A 19,638-nucleotide genomic window follows, 5' to 3' on the forward strand; every position below is an offset into this window, starting at 1 on the left:
ATACATCCAAAGCAAATTATTGATCGTAGCCAAGACCAATACTTTATGCAGCAAGCGATAGATTTGGCTAAACAAGGTGCGGCTATTGGAGAAGTTCCAGTAGGTGCTGTTATTGTTCATCATGGCACTATTATTGGGCGCGGCTTTAACCAACCTATTAAACTACATGATCCTAGCGCCCATGCAGAGATGGTAGCGATTCGTGAAGCAGCTAAATCACTTAATAACTATCGTCTCATTGATACAACGCTTTATGTCACATTAGAACCTTGTAGTATGTGTGCAGGGTTACTAGTACATGCTCGTATCAGTCGCCTAGTTTATGGTACTACAGAACCCAAAGCAGGCGTAATTATTAGCCAAGACCAATTTTTTAACAAACCATTCCTTAATCATCGCTTAATAATAGAAGGTGGTGTATTAGTAGATGAATGCTCAGCTTTATTAAAAGAATTCTTTAAAAATCGTCGCTTAAAGTGATTTTGTCGTTGTTGCCATTGCCTCATTACGACTTAATGCGGGAATATGTAATTGAGGATCTTCTGTATTAGGCATTTCACGTTGTGAATGATTTAACCAATTTAAAATATCATAATAACGACGGACATTACGTACAAACTGTTTAGTCTCAAAACCTCTTGCATAACCATAACGAGTTTTTTGATACCACTGTTTTTGTGAAATTAATGGTAATACATGATTCACATCGCGCCATGAATTAGCATCCAATTTATTTAATTTTGCTATTTTTTGTACATCAGCCAGATGTCCCTGCCCCATATTATAGGCGGCTAAAGCAAAAAAGGTACGATCAGGGTCTACAACTTCCTTATTGATTGACTGCTTTATGATGGATAAAAACTTAGCCCCCCCCATAATACTTTGCTTAGCATCTAAACGATTTTCAACTCCCATTGCTTTTGCTGTTCTTTGCGTCAACATCATTATCCCCCTAACGCCTGTAGGGGATACTGCATCTGGATTCCAATGTGACTCTTGATAAGCAATGGCAGCCAATAATCTCCAATCTAAACTATTCTTTTTGCCATATTCAATAAAATATTTTTCATACTTAGGCAAACGTTCTTGTAAATGTCGCGCAAAAGAATAAGCACCAACATAACCAAGTGTATCAAGGTGTCCAAAGAAGCGGTCATTTAAACGAGCTAAACTACCTGACTCTTCAACTTCTTCAAAAAACTCATTAATTGCGTCTATTACACTTGCATCTTCAGGGTTGTTTGCAACTACCCAACCCATTTTTTGTTCTTTCTCTAAAACAAAACCAACTCTTACACCCGTGTAATAAACTTGTGTCATAGCAAGTGCATTAGAATTAATAATTGTTATATCTATTTTTTTATCTTCAATCTGCTGTAAAAGATCAACAACATCCACTGTATCTGATTCTTGAAACTCTAAATCTGGATACTGTTGCTTTAATGCTCTTAATTGATCAGCTTGACTACTTCCTTTAACAACCAAAATAGACTTACCAATTAAATCTTTGACATTCATGGGCCGTTTAGCTGAACGTTGATACAACACTAAGCTATCAACAACTAAATAAGGATTTGAAAAAGTTACCTGCTCATTTCTTCTAGAAGTATTCACTAAACTAGCAGCCCCAATAACTAATTGATTACCTTCTACAACCTTACTATATACATCATCAAATGAATTAACAGGTTCTACTTTGAGTTCTACACCTAACTTTTTAGCAAAACGCTTAGCTAACTCATACTCAAAACCCGTTTCCCCATTACGATCTTCAAAATAAGTAACAGGGCTATTACGAGTAACTACATGCAGCACACCTTCCTGCTTTATTTTTTCTAAAGCATTCAGCGAAGTACCTGAGTCACATCCTGCAAGGCATAAACTCATCAACCCTGAACAGAACCAAGGTAAAAAAGTTTTTTGTGACACTTGTTTTAATAATCCCATCATCTACCAGATTGATATTAATACAATATTTCTAAAATCACTCAAGACTACAGATTTGACTAGTGCTTTTTATATACTCTCGAAAGTCTATCTCAAAGTAATACCAATGTCTAAATTTTTAGTTTTACATTAATATTAAATTAAGATTTCTAATATTTTTTTCGTTTAGGTGTTGACATTATGCTCTTCAAACATTAAAGTGCGCACCAATTCTTGATAAGCAAGAAACCTAAATACCTATTTTAAATAGTATAGGGGTGTAGCCAAGCGGTACGGCAGCAGGTTTTGATCCTGCCATGCGTTGGTTCGAATCCAGCCACCCCTGCCATATTCTTTGATAACCTCTCTAGGTATCACTCCATGTCAAAAATGATGGTTTTTACAGGGAATGCTAACCCTGATCTAGCAAAACGTGTGGTTAGCCAGCTACACATACCTCTTGGTGATGTATCTGTTGGTAAGTTCTCTGATGGTGAAATCAGCGTAGAAATTAATGAAAATGTTCGCGGTAAGGATGTTTTTTTAATTCAACCAACTTGTGCTCCAACCAATGATAACTTAATGGAATTAGTAGTAATGGCTGACGCATTCCGTCGTTCATCTGCTAGCCGTATCACGGCCGTTATTCCTTACTTTGGTTACGCTCGCCAAGATCGCCGTCCACGCTCTGCTCGTGTACCAATCACTGCTAAAGTAGCTGCTGACATACTAGACACAGTTGGTGTTAACCGTGTTTTGACTGTTGACCTTCATGCAGACCAAATTCAAGGCTTCTTTGATATTCCTGTAGATAATATCTATGGTTCACCTGTATTGGTAGACGATATCATTGCGCAACGCTTTGAAAATTTATTGGTAGTATCACCAGATATCGGTGGTGTAGTGAGAGCAAGAGCAGTTGCAAAATCATTAGGTGTTGAATTAGCTATTATCGATAAACGTCGTCCTAAAGCTAATCAATCTGAAGTGATGCATGTAATTGGTGAAGTAGAAAACCGTACCTGTATCCTTGTTGATGACATGGTAGATACAGCTGGCACTCTTTGCCATGCAGCTAAAGCGTTAAAAGACTTTGGTGCTACTAAAGTATTGGCTTACTGTACACATCCTATCTTATCAGGCGCAGCAATAGAGAATATTAATGGTTCTGTGCTTGATGAATTAGTTGTTACTAATACCATTCCGCTCTCGGCAAAAGCGCAAGGTTGTGCTAAAATTCGCCAACTCGATATTGCTCCAATTGTGGCTGAAGCAGTACGTCGTATCAGTAACGAAGAATCTATTAGCGCTATGTTCCGTTATTAAACAAGCGCTATTTAACTTGGCTTATTTATAATAAGCCTTTTACAAGTCGCTCAAACGCTGGTCGCAAACGTTTTGAGCGTTTTTATTTTTGGAGATTTTAAAAATGGTAGATTTCATAATAGACGCGCAAGCGCGTGATGACTTAGGGAAAGGTGCGAGCCGCCGCCTTCGTCGTAACGCAAGCATGGTTCCTGGCATTATTTATGGTGGCGATAAAGCACCTAAATCAGTGAGCGTATTAGCTAAAGACCTTGCGAAGTTATTAGAGAACGAAGCAGTTTTCAGTCATATCTTAACTGTTAACGTTGCTGGTCAAAAAGAAAGTGTGTTAATCAAAGCATTACAACGTCATCCTGCAAAAGGTTTCGTGTTACATATTGATTTCCAACGCATGGTTGCTGGTCAAAAAATTACTACAACTATTCCTTTACACTTCATCAATGAAGCTACAGCGATTGGTGTTAAACAAGATGGTGGGGAAATCTCTCACATCACTGGTGAAGTTGAAATTAGCTGCTTACCAAAAGACTTACCAGAGTTTATTGAAGTAGATATGGCGAATGTTGAACTTGACCAAATCGTTCACTTATCAGACCTTAAAGCACCTAAAGGTGTAGAACTTGTAGCATTAGCTCACAATAATGACTTACCTGTTGCTACTATTCACACACCACGTGTACAAAGCACTGATGAAGCAGCAACTGGTGGTGAAACACCTACAGCAGAGTAATTCTCCTGTATAAAGAGGGGCTCCTGACATGACTGCCGTACAGTTGATAGTAGGTCTTGGTAATCCAGGACCAGAATATGATCAAACTAGGCATAATGCAGGAGCCCTTTTCGTTGAGTGCATTGCAGAAAAATATAATGTTCCATTAGTAGCTGATCGCAAATATTTTGGTTTAGTTGGACGTTTTACCTTAAATGGTCAAGATGTAAGATTACTTATTCCAACAACCTATATGAATCGTAGTGGTCAAGCAGTAACTGCTCTAGCCAACTTTTATCGCATTCCTACCGACGCTATATTAGTAGCACATGATGAACTTGATCTACCACCCGGCATAGCAAAACTGAAACAAGGTGGTGGTCATGGTGGTCATAACGGCTTACGTGATATTATTGCGCAATGTGCTAATCAAAATAACTTCTATCGATTACGATTAGGTATTGGCCATCCAGGTAACAAAAACTTAGTTTCAAATTTTGTATTAAGTAGAGCACCTCAAGCAGAACGCCAATTGCTGGCTACCAGCATAGAACATACACTTGATATATTACCTGAAATAGTTACAGGCGATTGGAACAAAGCCATGCACCAATTACATAGTCAAAAAGCATAAATAACTTTAAGGGATACATACAATGGGGTTTAATTGCGGTATTGTTGGCTTACCAAATGTTGGTAAATCTACTTTATTTAACGCGCTTACCAAAGCAGGTATTGGCGCTGAAAACTTTCCATTCTGCACTATTGAGCCTAATAGTGGCATTGTGCCTATGCCTGATGCACGCTTAAATATTTTAGCAGAGATCGTTAAACCAGAACGTGTTCTCCCTACTACTATGGAATTCGTCGATATTGCTGGTTTAGTAAAAGGTGCTTCAAAAGGTGAAGGTTTAGGTAACCAATTTTTAGCGAATATTCGTGAAACTGATGCCATTGCCCACGTAGTACGCTGCTTCGAAGATGATAACATCGTTCATGTGGCCGATAGCGTTGATCCAAAACGTGATATTGAAATTATTGATTTAGAACTTATTTTTGCTGACCTTGATAGCATTGAAAAACAACTACAACGTGCTCAAAAAATGGCAAAAGGTGGCGATAAAGAAGCCATTGCTAGTAAAGCTTTATTAGAAAAGTTACAAATTCATTTAACTGATGGTAAACCTGCACGCTCAATGCTTAAAGATTTATCTCAAGAAGAAAAAGCAAAAATTAAAACATTCCATCTACTTACAGTAAAACCTGTTATGTATATTGCCAATGTAGCAGAAGATGGTTTTGAAAATAATCCTCACTTAGATGTTGTAAAAGCCATAGCAACTGAAGAAGGTGCTGTTGTTGTCCCTATCTGCAATAAAATAGAAGCAGAAATTGCTGAACTTGAAGATGGTGAAGACAAAGACATGTTCTTAGCAGAACTAGGCTTAGAAGAACCGGGATTAAATCGAGTAATTCGTGCAGGCTATGAGCTATTAAACTTACAAACCTATTTTACGGCTGGCGTAAAAGAGGTAAGAGCTTGGACAGTTAAAGTTGGTGCCACAGCACCACAAGCAGCAGCCGTTATTCACACCGACTTTGAAAAAGGTTTTATTCGTGCTGAAGTTATTGCTTATGATGATTTTGTTCAATATAAGGGAGAGTCTGGCGCTAAAGAAGCAGGTAAATGGCGTTTAGAGGGTAAAGATTACATTGTTAAAGATGGTGATGTTATGCATTTCCGTTTTAATGTATAAACTCCCTTATTAGATTTTATAAAACTTCGTGTATACTTACTGATCATTTATAGCGGAACTCATTAATTAATGAATACTTCTCGAATTATAGAATTTATTGGCAACCACTATCTTTTGTGTGGTATTTTCTTAGCCTTATTAGTAGTATTGGCTATCACTGAAATACGTCGTGGTGGTCGTAGTATTGGCTCTGCTCAACTCACATCATTACTTAATAGTGATCAAGCCATCATAGTGGACATTCGCTCCTCAAAAGATTTTGGCACAGGTCATATTACTGACTCACTTAATATTCCCTTTGATAAGTTTGCATCACGCATGGTGGAACTTAATAAGTATAAAGAGAATAAGATAATTGTTATCGTGGATAATCAAGGTCAACAAAGTGGACCTATCTGCCGTGATATGAAAAAGATAGGATTTAATGTAGCAAAATTGGGTGGAGGTATTTCCAACTGGAAAGCGGATGGTTTACCTTTAGTCAAAAAGAAAGCAAAGGCATAGTAATATGGCTAAAATCATTATTTATACAAGTGCTTGGTGTCCTTATTGTATGAAAGCTAAACAGTTGTTAACTCACAAGGGCGTTGGCTTTCAAGAAATTACTGTGGATGGCAAGCCAGAAGTCCGTACTGAAATGAGAGAAAAAGCTGGTAAAAATACTGTTCCACAAATTTGGATTAATGACCAACATATTGGTGGTTGCGATGATCTATTTGCATTAGAAAATGCAGGAAAACTAGATTCATTACTTACAACGAACTAATTCTTTATTAATTGATAACGGATGAATACTTTATATGTCTGAACAAAATAACGCTCAAGAACCACAATTTTCCATTCAACGTATCTATGTACGTGATGTATCTTTTGAGTCACCCAAAACACCTGATATCTTTTTAAAAGAATGGAAGCCGGCGGTTAACCTAGATTTAAATACTCGTCAAAACTCTTTAGAAGACAGTGTATATGAAGTTGTTTTAACACTTTCTGCTACTGCTAAAATTGATGATGATGTAGCTTTTATTGCTGAAGTACAACAAGCTGGTATTTTCTTAATCAAAGGACTTGGCGCAGATGATGTAAGCCATATGCTTGGTTCATTCTGCCCTAATTTACTTTTCCCTTATGCTCGTGAAACCTTAGATAACCTAGTAGTAAAAGGTTCATTCCCTGCATTAATGCTTGCTCCAATTAATTTTGATGCATTATATCAACAAGAGTTAGAGCGTATGAAGCAAGAAAGTTCTACCCAAAAGCAATAAAACTTGCTGTTGTTTAAAAGCCCAATTTAACTGGGCTTTTTCATTTAAATATCTGTTTTCAATTAAATCTCTCAACCAACATTTCTTTATAATAAAATAGTTGCCAAAACCATATTAGGAAACATTATGGCTATTATTGAAAATAGTACTATTCAACTAAGACCGTTAGAGAGAAAAGACTTAAAATTTGTTCACCAACTTGATAATAATGCTAATGTTATGCGTTATTGGTTTGAAGAGCCTTATGAAGCATTTGTTGAGCTAATTGATCTGTATGATAAACATATTCATGACCAAAGTGAGCGTCGTTTTATTATTCAAAGTCAAGCAAAGCCTATCGGCCTTGTTGAACTAATGGAAATTAATCATATTCATCGTAATGCAGAATTCCAGATTATTATTGATCCTGCTTATCAAGGCAAAGGCTATGCTAGCAAAGCAACTAAATTAGCTATGGAATATGCATTTAATATTCTAAATCTTTATAAACTTTATCTATTAGTAGACCAAGAAAATGAAAAAGCTATTCATATCTATTCAAAATTAGGGTTTATTAAAGAAGGTTTACTACATCATGAATTCTTTGTTAATGGCAAATACCGTGATGTTATTAGAATGTGCACGTTTCAAGATCAGTTTTTTACGCTAAAAAATAAATAATTATTTTTACTAAACATTATCTACAGTAATGAGTAAAATAGAGAACATAATTTATTGAAGAAAACTTATTAGTGATGAATGAAACTGAACGTAATAATTACTTAGCAGCCATGCAAATTGATACTTGGCTACCTCGAGTAATATTACCTAATGCGGCCCCTTCTATTATAAATACTGATTCAGCAGTTATTAGTGAGTCTTTCATATCCCAATCCGTATTAAAAAAAGTCACTGAAGAGATTATAGTAGATGTAACTATCGAAGAAAAAGTTACTACTATTGAGCCAATTATTGTAGAACAACCTTATACCCCAGAAATCACACCATTAGCTACTTCTTCTGATGAAACACCTCACTTCTCATTACAATTGATGCAAGCTGGCCGTTGTTTACTTTTAGTAGAATTACCCACTGGTACCGCATTCCAAATCAGAGACCCTGCTTATCAATTACTGCGTAATATTTTACGTGCTGCTAAATTGCCAGATAGCCCTCAATTACTAGGTGATATTGTTCATTGGCCACTTTTTAAACAGATTTCCATTCCACAAGGCACAAAAGAAGCACAAGAATTTTTACAAAGCTTTATTAGTACCTATCAAGAACAAGCAACTGATAGTTGTTGCCTATGGTTAATTGGATTATCAACTATTCGCTATACTATTGGTCTAGATGAACAAGATTATTATCAAACGCCTATTGTAGATTTACTGGGCCAAACCCTGCTCAGCCCTAGCTTAGAATTATTAATTGATAACCCACAATACAAAGCCAATCTTTGGCAGAGTATTCGCCAATTGATTCCCCTATGGCAAGTATAACTAATCTCTTTTTCCGTAAAATGACAATAGATGATGTAGATGCTGTTTATGCAATAGAACAACAAGCTCACTATCACCCTTGGTCAAAAACTTTAATCAATGATGCCGTCACTAGTTACCAATGTTGGTTATTATTTAATCAACAGCAATTAGCAGGCTATGGTATCGTCAAAATTGTTGCAGATGAAGCCGAGCTGCTTAATATTGTCATTAATCCTCCACAACAAAATAAAGGATTGGGTAAAGTCTTATTAGAACACCTAATGAAAGAAACTGAACAACTAGGTGCTAAAGAATGCTTTTTAGAAGTACGAGAAAGTAATTTAAGTGCTTATCATCTCTATGAAAGTTATGGTTTTAATGAAATAGGACGCCGTACAAACTATTACCCTACCCCTAAAGGCCATGAAGATGCATTAATTATGGCTTATTTACTTGCAATCGACTAATTTTTAGGCAAAAAAAATCCCAGATTTCAAATTTAGGGAGGGGGAGAAATCTGGGATTCAAGCTGCTGGGTTAGGGGAAACCCAACAAAAACTACCAATACTTAACATCAAGGAGCATGAATGAGATGTATTTATATCTCAGTCTCATTATATGAACACTAATAATAATAAAAGTTCACTCTGTTTCAAAAAAGTTTTAATTTTCTAACACCATAGACACTATAACAAAAGCAAGCATATGTTTTATATAGAAAAATCCCTATAAATTAATTTCAAATTATTAAAAACTTCTTATATTTGTCAAAAATAAATAATGTCCGATCCTTGAAATCTACTCTTTATATATTACTGGCTAAAGGGCTAAAGGTTAGCCCTTTATAAAGCTATCCAATTAATTAGAATAGCCCAGTGAGTTTTTCAGAGGTACTAATAAAAATATTTTTCTTCTGAGTATACGCTTCCAATATCATCTTATGTGTTTCACGACCAATGCCTGATTTTTTATAACCGCCAAAAGGTGCATGAGCAGGTAATTGATTATAACAGTTTACCCACATACGACCAGTCCTTACACCCTTAGCCACACGTAAAGCACGGTTAATATCACGGCTCCATACAGCACCACCTAAACCAAACTCAGAATCATTAGCAATTTTAACTGCTTCTTCTTCAGTATCGAAAGGAATTACGGCTAATACTGGGCCAAATACCTCTTCACAAGAAATTTTCATATCAGGCTTGCAATCTACAATAGCTGTTGGCTTAACAAATGCTCCTTCATTACCAAAACGCTCACCGCCTGTTAATAAGCGTGCCCCTTGACTAGTCCCCACACCAACGAAACTTAGAATTTTATTCATATGCTTCTCGTTGATTTGACAACCCATTTGTGTATTAGGATCTAATGGATCTCCCACTTTAACAGACTCAAATTTAGCCTTTAATTGCTCTAGAAACTTATCATAAATAGAACGTTGTACTAATAAACGAGAGCCCGCACAACAAACTTGACCTTGATTAAATAAAATACCAATAGCTGCACCTTCTACAGCCTTATCCATTTGCGCATCTTCAAATACAATATTTGCTGACTTACCACCTAACTCTAAAGTAGCAGGGATTAATTTTTCAGCCGCAGCCTTAGCCACGTCATAACCAATGTCAGTAGAACCTGTAAAGGCTAGCTTACTAAAGCCTTCGTGATCTAACATATACTGACCAGTAGTTGCACCAGAGCCTGTTAAAACATTCACCACACCTGCCGGTAACACTTCATTTAACACACGTGCTAATTCTATTAAAGAAATTGAAGTTTCACGTGATGGCTTAATCACAATACAGTTACCTGCAGCTAGTGCAGGTGCTATTTTCCATGCGCCCATTAATAATGGGAAGTTCCAAGGAATAATTTGCCCAACAACACCAATAGGCTCACTTAAAACAATACTTAATGTATCTTCGTCAATAACATCTGCTTCATCACTTTGAGCACGAATTACACCTGCAAAATAACGAAAATGATCTACTGAAGCAGGCACATCAACATTCATTGTTTCACGAATAGGTTTGCCATTATCTAATGTTTCTAAAGTAGCAAAACGTTCTGTTTCTTTTTCTAATAAATCAGCAACTTTTAATAATAATGCTGAACGCTCAGCAGGAGAGGTTTTACTCCATGCTGGAAAAGCTTGCCAAGCACTTTTTACAGCTAAATCAACATCAGTTTGGTCAGCTTCTGCTAACACTGCCAATTGTTCACCAGTAGCTGGGTTAACACTTGTAAAGGTCTTACCCGAAGCACCATCTCTCCATTGGCCATTAATCAATAATTGATACTTTTGCTGTGGTTGTAACGATTCCGATAACTCTTTCAATAACTTCATAATTATTCTCCTGTGCTACGATGAAAGAACAATACTACTACTTATTCATAAATTATTCATCTTCATTATTAAATTTTCACCAAAATCCCTAAAAGACATATATTGCCTATAAAACATAGTAAATAATAATATTTAACAATTAGTAACTTTAATAAAAAACTTTCTACCCCAAGCTTTACAGATTAAAAATTCAAACACATAAAACATTGTTACAAACTGTAGATACAAAATAATTAATATTACTGTTTAATAATAACTATCGAAATTATTTAGGAGTATATGCGTGGATAAATCATTGATTATTGGCTTAGTTGCAGGAATAGGAATTGCCAGTGCTGCTGGTGCACTAGCAACCTTTAGCATTGAAAATAACAAAGTTGCTTCAAATACCGAAGAAACACAAGAGACTATGAAACTCTCTGAATCTGCTAAACCTCAACCAAATAATATATCATCTAACTACGCAAAAGTTATTGCTATTACCCCTGTTACTAAAACAGTAAAAACACCCCAACAAAATTGTCGCAATGTCACAGTTACCCACCAACAACCAGTTAAAGATGAATATAGGCTTATAGGTACTGTCGCTGGTGCAGCAATTGGTGGTGTGTTAGGAAATCAAGTAGGAGGTGGTAATGGTAAAAAAGTAGCCACGGTAGTAGGTACGGTGGGTGGAGGCCTAGCAGGTAATAAAGTACAAGAACATATGCAAAATAATAGTACTTACACGACAACCGAAAAACAATGTGAAACCACCTATGAGAGCACTGAAAAGCCAGCTGGTTACGAGGTAAAATATTCTTTAAATGGAACTGACCACGATATCCATATGGATTATGATCCCGGCTCTACTATCCCAGTAGACAACCAAGGTCGTTTAATTATCAAGCGCTAAACTTTTATCAAATTAAAACTTGCCCTTATTAAGGGTAAGTTTTAACCAATTTTATAGCTTTTATTTAAGATTGCATTGTTTCTGGAGCAAATTCCGCTCCATAGCGGCTACCTGCCACTAATTCTGAGGAGAAAAAGTCACTGATTAGTTGATATTCTTCATTTGATAATTTAATTTTTGTGGCTTCAATATTTTCCTTTAGATTCGCTATTCTTCGACTGCCTGGAATAGGGGTAATACTGTAAGAAGAAGTAAGTACCCACGCTAATGCTAATTGCGCAGCGCTGTAACCTTTAGCCTTGGCAAAACTCTCTAATTGTTTTACCAATTGAATATTTTTTGTAAAGTTTTCTCCCATAAAACGAGGATTCGTCCTTCTATAATCATCTTCAGCAAAATCATCAGGACTCTTAATAGCTCCTGATAAAAAGCCTCGCCCTAAAGGACTATAACTAATAAAACTAATACCTAACTGCTCACAAGTTTCTAAAATTATTCCCTCTGCATCTCGACTCCACAATGAATATTCCATTTGTAATGCAGTAATAGGATGCACTTGATTTGCCCTTTTTATGGTTTCTGGTAATGCTTCAGATAATCCCAAGTACCTTACCTTGCCTTGTTTAACAAGCTCTGCCATTGCCCCTACTGTTTCTTCAATAGGAACATCAGGATCAACACGATGTAAATAATATAAATCAATAACATCTGTTTTTAACCGTTGCAAACTGCCTTCGCAACTTTTTATAACATATTCTGGCCGTCCATTTATTACTCGTTTATTAGCGTCTATATCCTCGTAAACTATTCCAAACTTAGTTGCTAGGATAACCTGCTGTCTTTTACCAGCAATAGCTTTACTTATTAACTGCTCATTGGTGAGTGGTCCATACATATCAGCAGTATCTAAAAAATTAATGCCCTGCGCTAATGCATAATGAATCGTTTTAATTGATTTTTGCTGATCATATGCACCATAAAATGCACTCATCCCCATACAACCTAGACCTATAGCAGAAACATTTAAATCACTTTTACCTAATTGATGATATTGCATATTCATTACCTATTCGCTTTATTTATTACTTAAAACTATTTGACGCTCTTGAAAGACTTGCTTAGTGACATTCAAACCATTTAAGGCCGCGGGGAATCCTGCATATACAGACATCTGCATCATTACTTCAATAATTTCTTCAGGTTTAACACCGACATTTAATGCAGCTTCAATATGGACTTTTAACTGTGGCTGCGCATTTCCCATGGCAGTAAGTGCTGCAATAGTTGCTATTTCCCTACTACGCAAATCCAAATTAGGTCTCGCATAAATATCGCCAAAAGGATATTCCAATAAATAATTACTAAAATCTGGAGCAATATCTTTTAGTGATGCAACAACCTTTTCTCCTGCACTACCATCTATCATTGCTAATAATCTTTTCCCTCTTGCTAAACGCGATTCTGTTTCTTCTATATGATCTGCAAAACTAGTATTAGATAACATAACAATGGCTCCTAATATTAATATGAAAAATTTCATATCTCCTCCTCATAACTTAATAAATGGAAGACATTGTTAGTTTATTAGTTCAAATTTATTTAATAAATGCTATATTATTTATAATTCTTTTAAGTAAAACTTAATAATGCGTACCGATATTAATATTTCTCTGCAATACTTTTGCATAGTGGCTCAACTAAAAAGCTTTACTAAAGCAGCGCAACAGCTCAACTTATCACCATCCGCTTTAAGCCAAGCCATTCAGCAATTAGAAAATCGTTTAGATTTAAAATTACTACATCGAAGCACCCGCTCAATTAGCTTAACAGAAGCAGGTCAGCAACTTTACTCTCGCATTCAGCCAACATTAGATGAAATTCAATATGCAATTGAAGAAGTAAAACAAAAGCACCGTATCCCTTCTGGCACAATTAGAGTCATGACCTCTTATATCGCTTGGAAAGCTCTACTCTATCCATTATTAAATGATTTTACTGACAAGTATCCTTCCATTGGGCTAGATATTCAGATCAATGATGGTTTAAGTGATATTGTTATGGAGGGTTATGATATTGGTATTCGTTCTTCTCGAACATTAAGCCAATCTATGATAGCCATTCCTTTAGGTAGTCCCATTAAATCTTGTGTTGTAGCTAATCCACAGTATTTGAATAGCTGTGGAATACCTACAAAACCTGAAGATATCTACCAACATAGCTGTATTGGTTATCGCTTTATTACCAGCCAACAACTGTATCCTTGGCAATTTAGCAAAGATAACCAACAAATAATCTTACATCCCAACCATCAATTTATTGTTAACAATGAGGCAGCTCTTATACAACTAGCCATTGCTGGTAAAGGCTTAGCTTATGTCTTTGAAGAAGCAACCATCACAGAAGCCATACAGAACGAACTACTCGTTAAAGTACTAACTGATTGGCAAACAAGCGACACACAATATTACTTGTATTATCCAAATCGCAAATTCTTACCTGCCAGACTAAGAGCATTCATTAACTTTTTTAAAACTATTAATTGAATTAAAATCAATTTATTATTGGGAACTTGTTATAATAGACTATAAAATAAACAACTCTTTCCTGATACCACTTGTGGAGTGATCATGTCTTCATCGTATAACGCGCCTGATGCCAAAGGCTTATTTGGCCCTTTTGGTGGTCGTTATGTTGCTGAAACTTTAATGCCATTGATTTTAGATTTGGATAAAGAATATACAGCAGCCAAAAATGACCCTGCATTTCTAGAAGAATTAGCTTATTTTCAAAAAGATTATGTAGGTAGACCTAGTCCACTTTATTTTGCTGAACGTTTAACTGAATACTGTGGTGGTGCGCAAATTTATCTTAAACGTGAAGAACTTAATCACACAGGTGCACATAAGATCAATAACTGTATTGGTCAAATACTGTTAGCCAAGCGTATGGGTAAAACACGTATTATTGCAGAAACGGGTGCGGGCATGCATGGCGTAGCTTCAGCAACTGTAGCTGCTCGCTTTGGATTACCTTGTACGGTTTATATGGGCTCTACTGATATTGACCGCCAGCAACCTAATGTATTTCGTATGAAATTACTTGGTGCAGAAGTTATTCCTGTGCAATCAGGTACAGGTACACTTAAAGATGCCATGAATGAAGCGCTACGTGATTGGGTAACTAATGTAGCAGATACTTTTTACCTGATTGGCACAGTAGCTGGCCCTCATCCCTATCCAGCCATGGTTCGTGATTTTCAAGCAGTTATTGGTAAAGAAACAAAACAACAAATGTTAGAAAAACAAGGTCGTTTACCTGATAGTGTCGTGGCTTGTGTAGGTGGCGGCTCAAATGCTATGGGTATTTTCCACCCCTTTATTAATGATAAAAATGTTCAATTAATTGGTGTAGAAGCAGGTGGTCACGGTGTTAATACTAATAAGCATGCTGCCAGCCTAACTGGTGGTAAGCCAGGTGTTTTACATGGTAATCGCACCTATTTATTACAAAATAATGATGGTCAAATTATTGATGCTCATTCTATTTCTGCTGGACTTGATTATCCTGGCATTGGCCCTGAACACTCATGGTTACATGAAATAAAACGTGCTGAATATATTGCTATTAATGATGATGAAGCAATGGAAGCGTTTCAAACTTGTTGTCGTCTGGAAGGTATTATTCCTGCACTTGAGTCTGCTCATGCATTAGCCGAGGCAATAAAGCGAGCCCCTACATTACCTAAAGATCACCTAATGGTTGTAAATCTTTCAGGACGTGGTGATAAAGATATGCAAACTGTAATGAGCTATATTAAGGAACATCAATTATGAATCGTATAGTTAATTGTTTTGCTAAACTTAAACAAAAAAACCAAGCCGCATTGGTTACCTTTATAACTGCTGGTGATCCTGATTACCAAACATCTTTAAGTCTACTTCAACAATTACCTGCTGCTGGCGCTGATATTATTGAACTGGGAATGCCTTTTACTGACCCAATGGCAGATGGTCCAACCATTCAAAAAGCCTCATTACGCGCTTTAGCAAATGGTCAAAATCTAGCAAAGACCCTTGAAATGGTTACAGCATTTCGTCAGCAAAACCAGACAACACCTATTGTGCTTATGGGATACTTTAATCCTATTCATCATTATGGTGTAGATCGTTTTACTAAAGATGCTGCTAATGCAGGTGTAGATGGTTTAATTATCGTTGATCTACCAGCAGAACACGACAGTGATCTTTGTACTCCTGCACAAGCAGTAGGTATAGATTTTATTCGTTTAACCACACCAACCACTGATGATAAACGCCTTCCACAAGCATTAAATAATAGTTCAGGGTTTGTTTACTACGTTTCTGTAGCAGGTATTACGGGAGCAGGTAGTGCTACTGAAGAACAGATTACTGAAGCAATAACTAGACTTCATAGACATACTTCATTGCCCATTTGTGTTGGCTTTGGTATAAAAACACCTGAACAAGCCAGAGTTATTGCTAAATTAGCTGACGGTGTAGTAGTAGGCTCGGCCTTAGTAAACCAAATTGAACAAGCTAAGAGTAAACAACAAGCAATTGATGCGGTATTAAAGCTTTGTAATGAATTATCAACAGCCATAAAACAAGTTAGCAGATAAAAAAAAGCCCTCTACTAGAGGGCTAAGTATGGCAAACGATATCTATCGATGACAAATGCTTGGTAAATACTTTCCAGTATCACCTACTGACATATCAGTTATACAATCCCAAGAAAATGCTCCTGAAGAGCTACCAGCAGCTAACTGTAAACTGATTGTCTTACCTCTCACAGAGGATACTAATGCTGCATCAGATCTGATTTTTACATTAATATCACAACCACTTATGCCTGTTGTTACAGTAATCTCTTGTATAATATTGGTTGCATAATCTGTTGGTAACAAAACACCTTGATTAGCAGCACCAGTATTAACTGGACAAGTTTGCTTTAATGAATAAGATTCAACAACACGGCTTTTTAATCCTGAAGCTATCGAAAACGCTTCTGCTAACTTTGCACGTGTAATATAATCCCGATACATCGGCACGGCTATAGCAGCTAAAATGCCAATAATAGCAATAACTATCATTGTTTCGATCAATGTAAAGCCTTGGTTTGCTTTCTTCATCATTCTTATCCTTAGCACTTAATAATTATACAACGCAAGAAATAGACCAAGATTTACAAGAAGTTAAAAAAATCTGTATCTATTTGTATTAATTAACATTAAAAAATAAATTAAAACTTTAGTCGAATCATTAACTAAGAAGCAAAATAGGGAAAAAATAGTAAGATAAGACTAATAGTGACAAATTTCGTCAATTTTTATCTACTTATTTATAAATTTATAACTATTATGCTTATATTTAAAAATTGTATTTTAGAACTATTTTATATTCCTGCTCTTTGATGTAAATTCATTATTTCAATGTTAATTATTAATAGACCATCCTCCTCCTAATGCTTTATAAATACTAACCATGGTTAATGAAACGGCTGTTGTACTAGCTATTTGTTTTTGTTGATTATCCAATAAAGCTTGCTGAGTAGTTAATACGTGCAAATAATCAATAGTACCTTCTTTATATTGTTGACCTGCATATTTCAATGCATCCCGACTATGTAATACTGCTTGATCTAGAGAAGTTCTTTGTTGTTGGTTTGCTTGAAAACTTACTAAACTATTCTCAACTTCATGCCATGCTTGTAATACTATTTTTTGATAATTAATTGCTGCTTCTTTTGCTTGTTCTTCTTTTAATTCTAAAGTTCCTGTTAAACGTCCACCTTCAAAAATTGGTAAATAAATACTAGGGCCAATATTAAATTGATGAGCATCCCAATGGCCTAAGTAGTTGAAACTGTAAGCTTCTGTACCCAAATTACCTAGCAAGTTTATACTAGGATAAAAGTTAGCTTTAGCCACCCCTATATTCGCAGTTGCTGCATGTAATGTAGCACTGGCTTGTCTAATATCAGGCCGACGCTCAGCCAATTCAGAAGGTAAACCGACAGGCAAGGTATGTGGTGGATTTGGAATATCTTGTTTAAGTATTAGTTCTTTCTGTAATTGATAAGGAGGTTCTGCTAACAACAAACTAAGCTCATTGATTAATTCTACCTGCTTAGCTTCTAGTACAGGTATTTGTGCCTGTATACTAGCCACTTGAGTAGCGGCTTGAGAAATATCTAGTTGGGTTGAAACACCTTCTTCAAAACGAATCTTAGAAAGTTTTAATGCTTTGTTGGCTATGTCTAGGTTTTGTTTTGTGATCTCTAAAGTAGCTTGCACACCACGCAGCTCAATATAGTTATCAGCGGTTTCAGCAACAATAGCTAGTTGCACAGCATATTGATCATTTTCAGCCACTTCAATATTAGCATTAGCTACTTCAACTTGTCGTCTGATCTTACCCCATAAATCTAGCTCCCAAGCAATACTCAACCCAAAATCCCAAAGGTTAAAGCTCTCTTTACCAGAATTGCCTGAAGGATCATTTAATCCCTTCTGACTGCGCCGTTGTCGACTATAATCCAACCCCATACCTAAATTAGGGTATTGATCACTCCCAACAACTTTTCCTATTGCCCTACTTTGCGAAAGACGGTTAACTGCCATTTTTATATCTAAATTACTACTAACAGCTCTTTCTATTAAAGAGCTCATTATTGGATCATTAAATAATTGCCACCACTGGTTAGTAATGGTGGTTTCAATAGGTATGCTATTAACATCCTGTCTAGCAGAACGCCATTGCTCTTCTTGGTTCGTATTTTTAGGTTTAATAAAGTCAGGACCTACTGTGCAAGCAGGTAAACCAAGTATCATCATTACTAATAAAAAGCGGCTACAAGATTGACAAATCATTTAGCCTCCTTATAACTACTAGTATCAATACTAGCTTCAACTGACATACCAACACGTAACAACTTCACTAATGGTTGATTTTTATCTAATACAATTTTTACAGGTATCCGCTGTACAACCTTAGTAAAATTTCCTGTAGCATTATCAGGAGCAATATCAGCAAAAGTTAAACCTGTCGCAGGTGCTATACTCTCTACCTTACCATAAATAGTTTGACCAAAAGTATCTACAGAAATACTAACAGGTTGCTTAGGTGATACATGAGCTAACTGAGTTTCCTGAAAATTAGCTACAATATAAATATCATTAATAGGCACAATAGCCATTAATTGTGTTCCTGGTGTTACATAATTACCAATACGAACAGTTCGATGTCCCACTACTCCATCTATAGGACTCACAATATTAGTATAGGAAAGTTGTAATTCTACTTTTGCCACAGTAGCTTCAGCCTGTTTTATATGGCCTTGTGCAGCTGCTTCTTTTGCCTCTAATACAGCTATCTGATTCTTTGTAGCAATTAATGCTGCTTGTGCTTTTAATAAGTTAGCATAAGCTACTTTAATTTGTGACTCTGCTTGTTGAGCATTTTGTACAGAACCTGCACCTTGCTTAGCTAAATGCTGATGTCTAATGAGCTCTCGCTTGGCAAAAGAATGCTCAGCCTGAGCTGAGTTAACAACTGCTTCAGCTTGTTTAATAATAGCTTGTTGCTCTTCTAATTGTGCCTTAGCTTCTTGTAATTGAGCTTTTGCAATGGATAAATCTGCTTGGGCCGCTTGTAATGCCACTTGATAGTCATGGTCATCAATATGAACAACTACCTGCCCTGCTTTAACTACTTGGTTATCTTCTACCAATACTTGATCAATAAAGCCTGATATTTTAGGAGCGATTCTTGTAAAATCAGCTCTTACATAAGCATTATTTGTTGTTTCAATCACATTAGATTTAATAAACACAAGATAAATAGAATAAAAAATTATTCCTACAACTAAAATGGAAAAAATAATCAAACGACTTTTTTTATAAAGAACTTCCGTCATAACAACCTCTAA

At 36.1% G+C, this 19,638-nt stretch carries 22 protein-coding genes and 1 tRNA gene; 16 read left to right on the forward strand and 7 right to left on the reverse strand.

Features of this window, described 5'->3' with window-relative positions; translation table 11 throughout:
• Positions 1–480, forward strand: a complete 480-nt coding sequence (gene tadA / locus ACQVD9_RS00165) for a tRNA adenosine(34) deaminase TadA (protein ID WP_264747818.1) — start codon at positions 1–3, stop codon at positions 478–480.
• On the opposite strand, the gene mltF is transcribed toward tadA, so the two are convergent.
• The gene (gene mltF, locus ACQVD9_RS00170) at positions 472–1,947 is read right to left on the reverse strand and encodes a membrane-bound lytic murein transglycosylase MltF (protein ID WP_413774170.1); all 1,476 of its coding nucleotides are present in this window, start codon (positions 1,945–1,947) and stop codon (positions 472–474) included. The genes tadA and mltF overlap by 9 nt on opposite strands.
• A gap of 253 nt (positions 1,948–2,200) precedes the next feature.
• Here mltF and ACQVD9_RS00175 point away from each other — a divergent pair.
• The 11 genes from ACQVD9_RS00175 (at position 2,201) to rimI (ending at position 8,913) form a co-directional block, all read left to right on the forward strand.
• Positions 2,201–2,275, forward strand: a tRNA-Gln gene (locus tag ACQVD9_RS00175).
• A gap of 32 nt (positions 2,276–2,307) precedes the next feature.
• Entirely contained in the window at positions 2,308–3,252 is a 945-nt protein-coding gene (locus ACQVD9_RS00180) for a ribose-phosphate pyrophosphokinase (protein WP_201093031.1), read from the forward strand.
• 103 nt (positions 3,253–3,355) lie between these two features.
• Positions 3,356–3,982 carry a 50S ribosomal protein L25/general stress protein Ctc gene (locus ACQVD9_RS00185; RefSeq protein ID WP_264746898.1) on the forward strand — a complete coding sequence of 209 codons (627 nt, stop codon included), beginning with the start codon at positions 3,356–3,358 and terminating at the stop codon, positions 3,980–3,982.
• Positions 3,983–4,010: 28 nt separating this feature from the next.
• The gene (gene pth, locus ACQVD9_RS00190) at positions 4,011–4,595 is read left to right on the forward strand and encodes an aminoacyl-tRNA hydrolase (RefSeq protein ID WP_264746899.1); all 585 of its coding nucleotides are present in this window, start codon (positions 4,011–4,013) and stop codon (positions 4,593–4,595) included.
• 22 nt (positions 4,596–4,617) lie between these two features.
• Positions 4,618–5,718: a redox-regulated ATPase YchF gene (ychF, locus tag ACQVD9_RS00195; protein WP_264746900.1), complete on the forward strand. Its 1,101-nt coding sequence runs from the start codon at positions 4,618–4,620 to the stop codon at positions 5,716–5,718.
• 69 nt (positions 5,719–5,787) lie between these two features.
• Complete coding sequence (locus ACQVD9_RS00200) at positions 5,788–6,222, forward strand: rhodanese-like domain-containing protein (RefSeq protein WP_264746901.1); 435 nt, start codon at positions 5,788–5,790, stop codon at positions 6,220–6,222.
• A gap of 4 nt (positions 6,223–6,226) precedes the next feature.
• Complete coding sequence (gene grxC, locus ACQVD9_RS00205) at positions 6,227–6,484, forward strand: glutaredoxin 3 (protein ID WP_264746902.1); 258 nt, start codon at positions 6,227–6,229, stop codon at positions 6,482–6,484.
• A gap of 34 nt (positions 6,485–6,518) precedes the next feature.
• Positions 6,519–6,983, forward strand: a complete 465-nt coding sequence (gene secB / locus ACQVD9_RS00210) for a protein-export chaperone SecB (protein ID WP_264746903.1) — start codon at positions 6,519–6,521, stop codon at positions 6,981–6,983.
• Positions 6,984–7,109: 126 nt separating this feature from the next.
• On the forward strand, positions 7,110–7,643 hold the full coding sequence (speG, locus tag ACQVD9_RS00215) for a spermidine N1-acetyltransferase (protein ID WP_264746904.1): 534 nt from the start codon (positions 7,110–7,112) through the stop codon (positions 7,641–7,643).
• 71 nt (positions 7,644–7,714) lie between these two features.
• The gene (locus ACQVD9_RS00220) at positions 7,715–8,464 is read left to right on the forward strand and encodes an energy transducer TonB (protein WP_264746905.1); all 750 of its coding nucleotides are present in this window, start codon (positions 7,715–7,717) and stop codon (positions 8,462–8,464) included.
• Positions 8,452–8,913 carry a ribosomal protein S18-alanine N-acetyltransferase gene (rimI, locus tag ACQVD9_RS00225; protein ID WP_264746906.1) on the forward strand — a complete coding sequence of 154 codons (462 nt, stop codon included), beginning with the start codon at positions 8,452–8,454 and terminating at the stop codon, positions 8,911–8,913. Before ACQVD9_RS00220 ends, rimI begins: the two co-directional genes overlap by 13 nt.
• A gap of 395 nt (positions 8,914–9,308) precedes the next feature.
• Here the strand turns inward: rimI and ACQVD9_RS00230 are convergent, their stop codons facing one another.
• Positions 9,309–10,796, reverse strand: coding sequence for an aldehyde dehydrogenase family protein (locus tag ACQVD9_RS00230; protein ID WP_264746907.1), 1,488 nt, complete (start codon positions 10,794–10,796; stop codon positions 9,309–9,311).
• 283 nt (positions 10,797–11,079) lie between these two features.
• Between ACQVD9_RS00230 and ACQVD9_RS00235 the strand changes: the two genes are divergently transcribed.
• Positions 11,080–11,691: a glycine zipper 2TM domain-containing protein gene (locus ACQVD9_RS00235; protein WP_264746908.1), complete on the forward strand. Its 612-nt coding sequence runs from the start codon at positions 11,080–11,082 to the stop codon at positions 11,689–11,691.
• Between the two features lie 64 nt (positions 11,692–11,755).
• Here ACQVD9_RS00235 and ACQVD9_RS00240 read toward each other — a convergent pair whose 3' ends face one another.
• Positions 11,756–12,748, reverse strand: a complete 993-nt coding sequence (locus tag ACQVD9_RS00240; protein ID WP_264746909.1) for an aldo/keto reductase — start codon at positions 12,746–12,748, stop codon at positions 11,756–11,758.
• Positions 12,749–12,766: 18 nt separating this feature from the next.
• A complete protein-coding gene (locus ACQVD9_RS00245; RefSeq protein ID WP_264747819.1) occupies positions 12,767–13,117 on the reverse strand; it encodes a carboxymuconolactone decarboxylase family protein in 351 nt (116 codons plus the stop codon).
• Between the two features lie 220 nt (positions 13,118–13,337).
• On the opposite strand from ACQVD9_RS00245, the gene ACQVD9_RS00250 reads away from it, so the two are divergent.
• The 3 genes from ACQVD9_RS00250 (at position 13,338) to trpA (ending at position 16,330) form a co-directional block, all read left to right on the forward strand.
• On the forward strand, positions 13,338–14,234 hold the full coding sequence (locus ACQVD9_RS00250; RefSeq protein ID WP_264746910.1) for a LysR family transcriptional regulator: 897 nt from the start codon (positions 13,338–13,340) through the stop codon (positions 14,232–14,234).
• Between the two features lie 84 nt (positions 14,235–14,318).
• Positions 14,319–15,524: a tryptophan synthase subunit beta gene (gene trpB / locus ACQVD9_RS00255; protein ID WP_264746911.1), complete on the forward strand. Its 1,206-nt coding sequence runs from the start codon at positions 14,319–14,321 to the stop codon at positions 15,522–15,524.
• The gene (trpA, locus tag ACQVD9_RS00260) at positions 15,521–16,330 is read left to right on the forward strand and encodes a tryptophan synthase subunit alpha (protein WP_264746912.1); all 810 of its coding nucleotides are present in this window, start codon (positions 15,521–15,523) and stop codon (positions 16,328–16,330) included. The genes trpB and trpA overlap by 4 nt, the downstream gene beginning before the upstream one ends.
• Positions 16,331–16,372: 42 nt before the next feature.
• Here the strand turns inward: trpA and ACQVD9_RS00265 are convergent, their stop codons facing one another.
• The 3 genes from ACQVD9_RS00265 to ACQVD9_RS00275 all read right to left on the reverse strand — a co-directional run bounded on the left by ACQVD9_RS00265 (position 16,373) and on the right by ACQVD9_RS00275 (position 19,626).
• Positions 16,373–16,843, reverse strand: coding sequence for a pilin (locus ACQVD9_RS00265; protein ID WP_319804740.1), 471 nt, complete (start codon positions 16,841–16,843; stop codon positions 16,373–16,375).
• Between the two features lie 300 nt (positions 16,844–17,143).
• A complete protein-coding gene (locus tag ACQVD9_RS00270; protein ID WP_264746913.1) occupies positions 17,144–18,580 on the reverse strand; it encodes an efflux transporter outer membrane subunit in 1,437 nt (478 codons plus the stop codon).
• Positions 18,577–19,626 carry an HlyD family secretion protein gene (locus ACQVD9_RS00275; RefSeq protein WP_264746914.1) on the reverse strand — a complete coding sequence of 350 codons (1,050 nt, stop codon included), beginning with the start codon at positions 19,624–19,626 and terminating at the stop codon, positions 18,577–18,579. Before ACQVD9_RS00275 ends, ACQVD9_RS00270 begins: the two co-directional genes overlap by 4 nt.
• Positions 19,627–19,638 lie beyond the last annotated feature (12 nt).

This window comes from Entomomonas sp. E7T21 (assembly GCF_058693955.1).

Coding starts and splice junctions, on each gene's coding strand:
- speG (WP_264746904.1), top strand. CDS start 7,110: ATGGCTATTATTGAAAATAGTACTATTCAACTAAGACCGTTAGAGAGA.
- secB (WP_264746903.1), top strand. CDS start 6,519: ATGTCTGAACAAAATAACGCTCAAGAACCACAATTTTCCATTCAACGT.
- mltF (WP_413774170.1), bottom strand. CDS start 1,947: ATGGGATTATTAAAACAAGTGTCACAAAAAACTTTTTTACCTTGGTTC.
- ACQVD9_RS00270 (WP_264746913.1), bottom strand. CDS start 18,580: ATGATTTGTCAATCTTGTAGCCGCTTTTTATTAGTAATGATGATACTT.
- ACQVD9_RS00230 (WP_264746907.1), bottom strand. CDS start 10,796: ATGAAGTTATTGAAAGAGTTATCGGAATCGTTACAACCACAGCAAAAG.
- ACQVD9_RS00200 (WP_264746901.1), top strand. CDS start 5,788: ATGAATACTTCTCGAATTATAGAATTTATTGGCAACCACTATCTTTTG.
- ACQVD9_RS00180 (WP_201093031.1), top strand. CDS start 2,308: ATGTCAAAAATGATGGTTTTTACAGGGAATGCTAACCCTGATCTAGCA.
- rimI (WP_264746906.1), top strand. CDS start 8,452: ATGGCAAGTATAACTAATCTCTTTTTCCGTAAAATGACAATAGATGAT.
- grxC (WP_264746902.1), top strand. CDS start 6,227: ATGGCTAAAATCATTATTTATACAAGTGCTTGGTGTCCTTATTGTATG.
- ACQVD9_RS00185 (WP_264746898.1), top strand. CDS start 3,356: ATGGTAGATTTCATAATAGACGCGCAAGCGCGTGATGACTTAGGGAAA.
- ACQVD9_RS00240 (WP_264746909.1), bottom strand. CDS start 12,748: ATGCAATATCATCAATTAGGTAAAAGTGATTTAAATGTTTCTGCTATA.
- pth (WP_264746899.1), top strand. CDS start 4,011: ATGACTGCCGTACAGTTGATAGTAGGTCTTGGTAATCCAGGACCAGAA.
- ACQVD9_RS00250 (WP_264746910.1), top strand. CDS start 13,338: ATGCGTACCGATATTAATATTTCTCTGCAATACTTTTGCATAGTGGCT.
- ychF (WP_264746900.1), top strand. CDS start 4,618: ATGGGGTTTAATTGCGGTATTGTTGGCTTACCAAATGTTGGTAAATCT.
- trpB (WP_264746911.1), top strand. CDS start 14,319: ATGTCTTCATCGTATAACGCGCCTGATGCCAAAGGCTTATTTGGCCCT.
- trpA (WP_264746912.1), top strand. CDS start 15,521: ATGAATCGTATAGTTAATTGTTTTGCTAAACTTAAACAAAAAAACCAA.
- ACQVD9_RS00265 (WP_319804740.1), bottom strand. CDS start 16,843: ATGATGAAGAAAGCAAACCAAGGCTTTACATTGATCGAAACAATGATA.
- ACQVD9_RS00275 (WP_264746914.1), bottom strand. CDS start 19,626: ATGACGGAAGTTCTTTATAAAAAAAGTCGTTTGATTATTTTTTCCATT.
- ACQVD9_RS00245 (WP_264747819.1), bottom strand. CDS start 13,117: ATGATAGATGGTAGTGCAGGAGAAAAGGTTGTTGCATCACTAAAAGAT.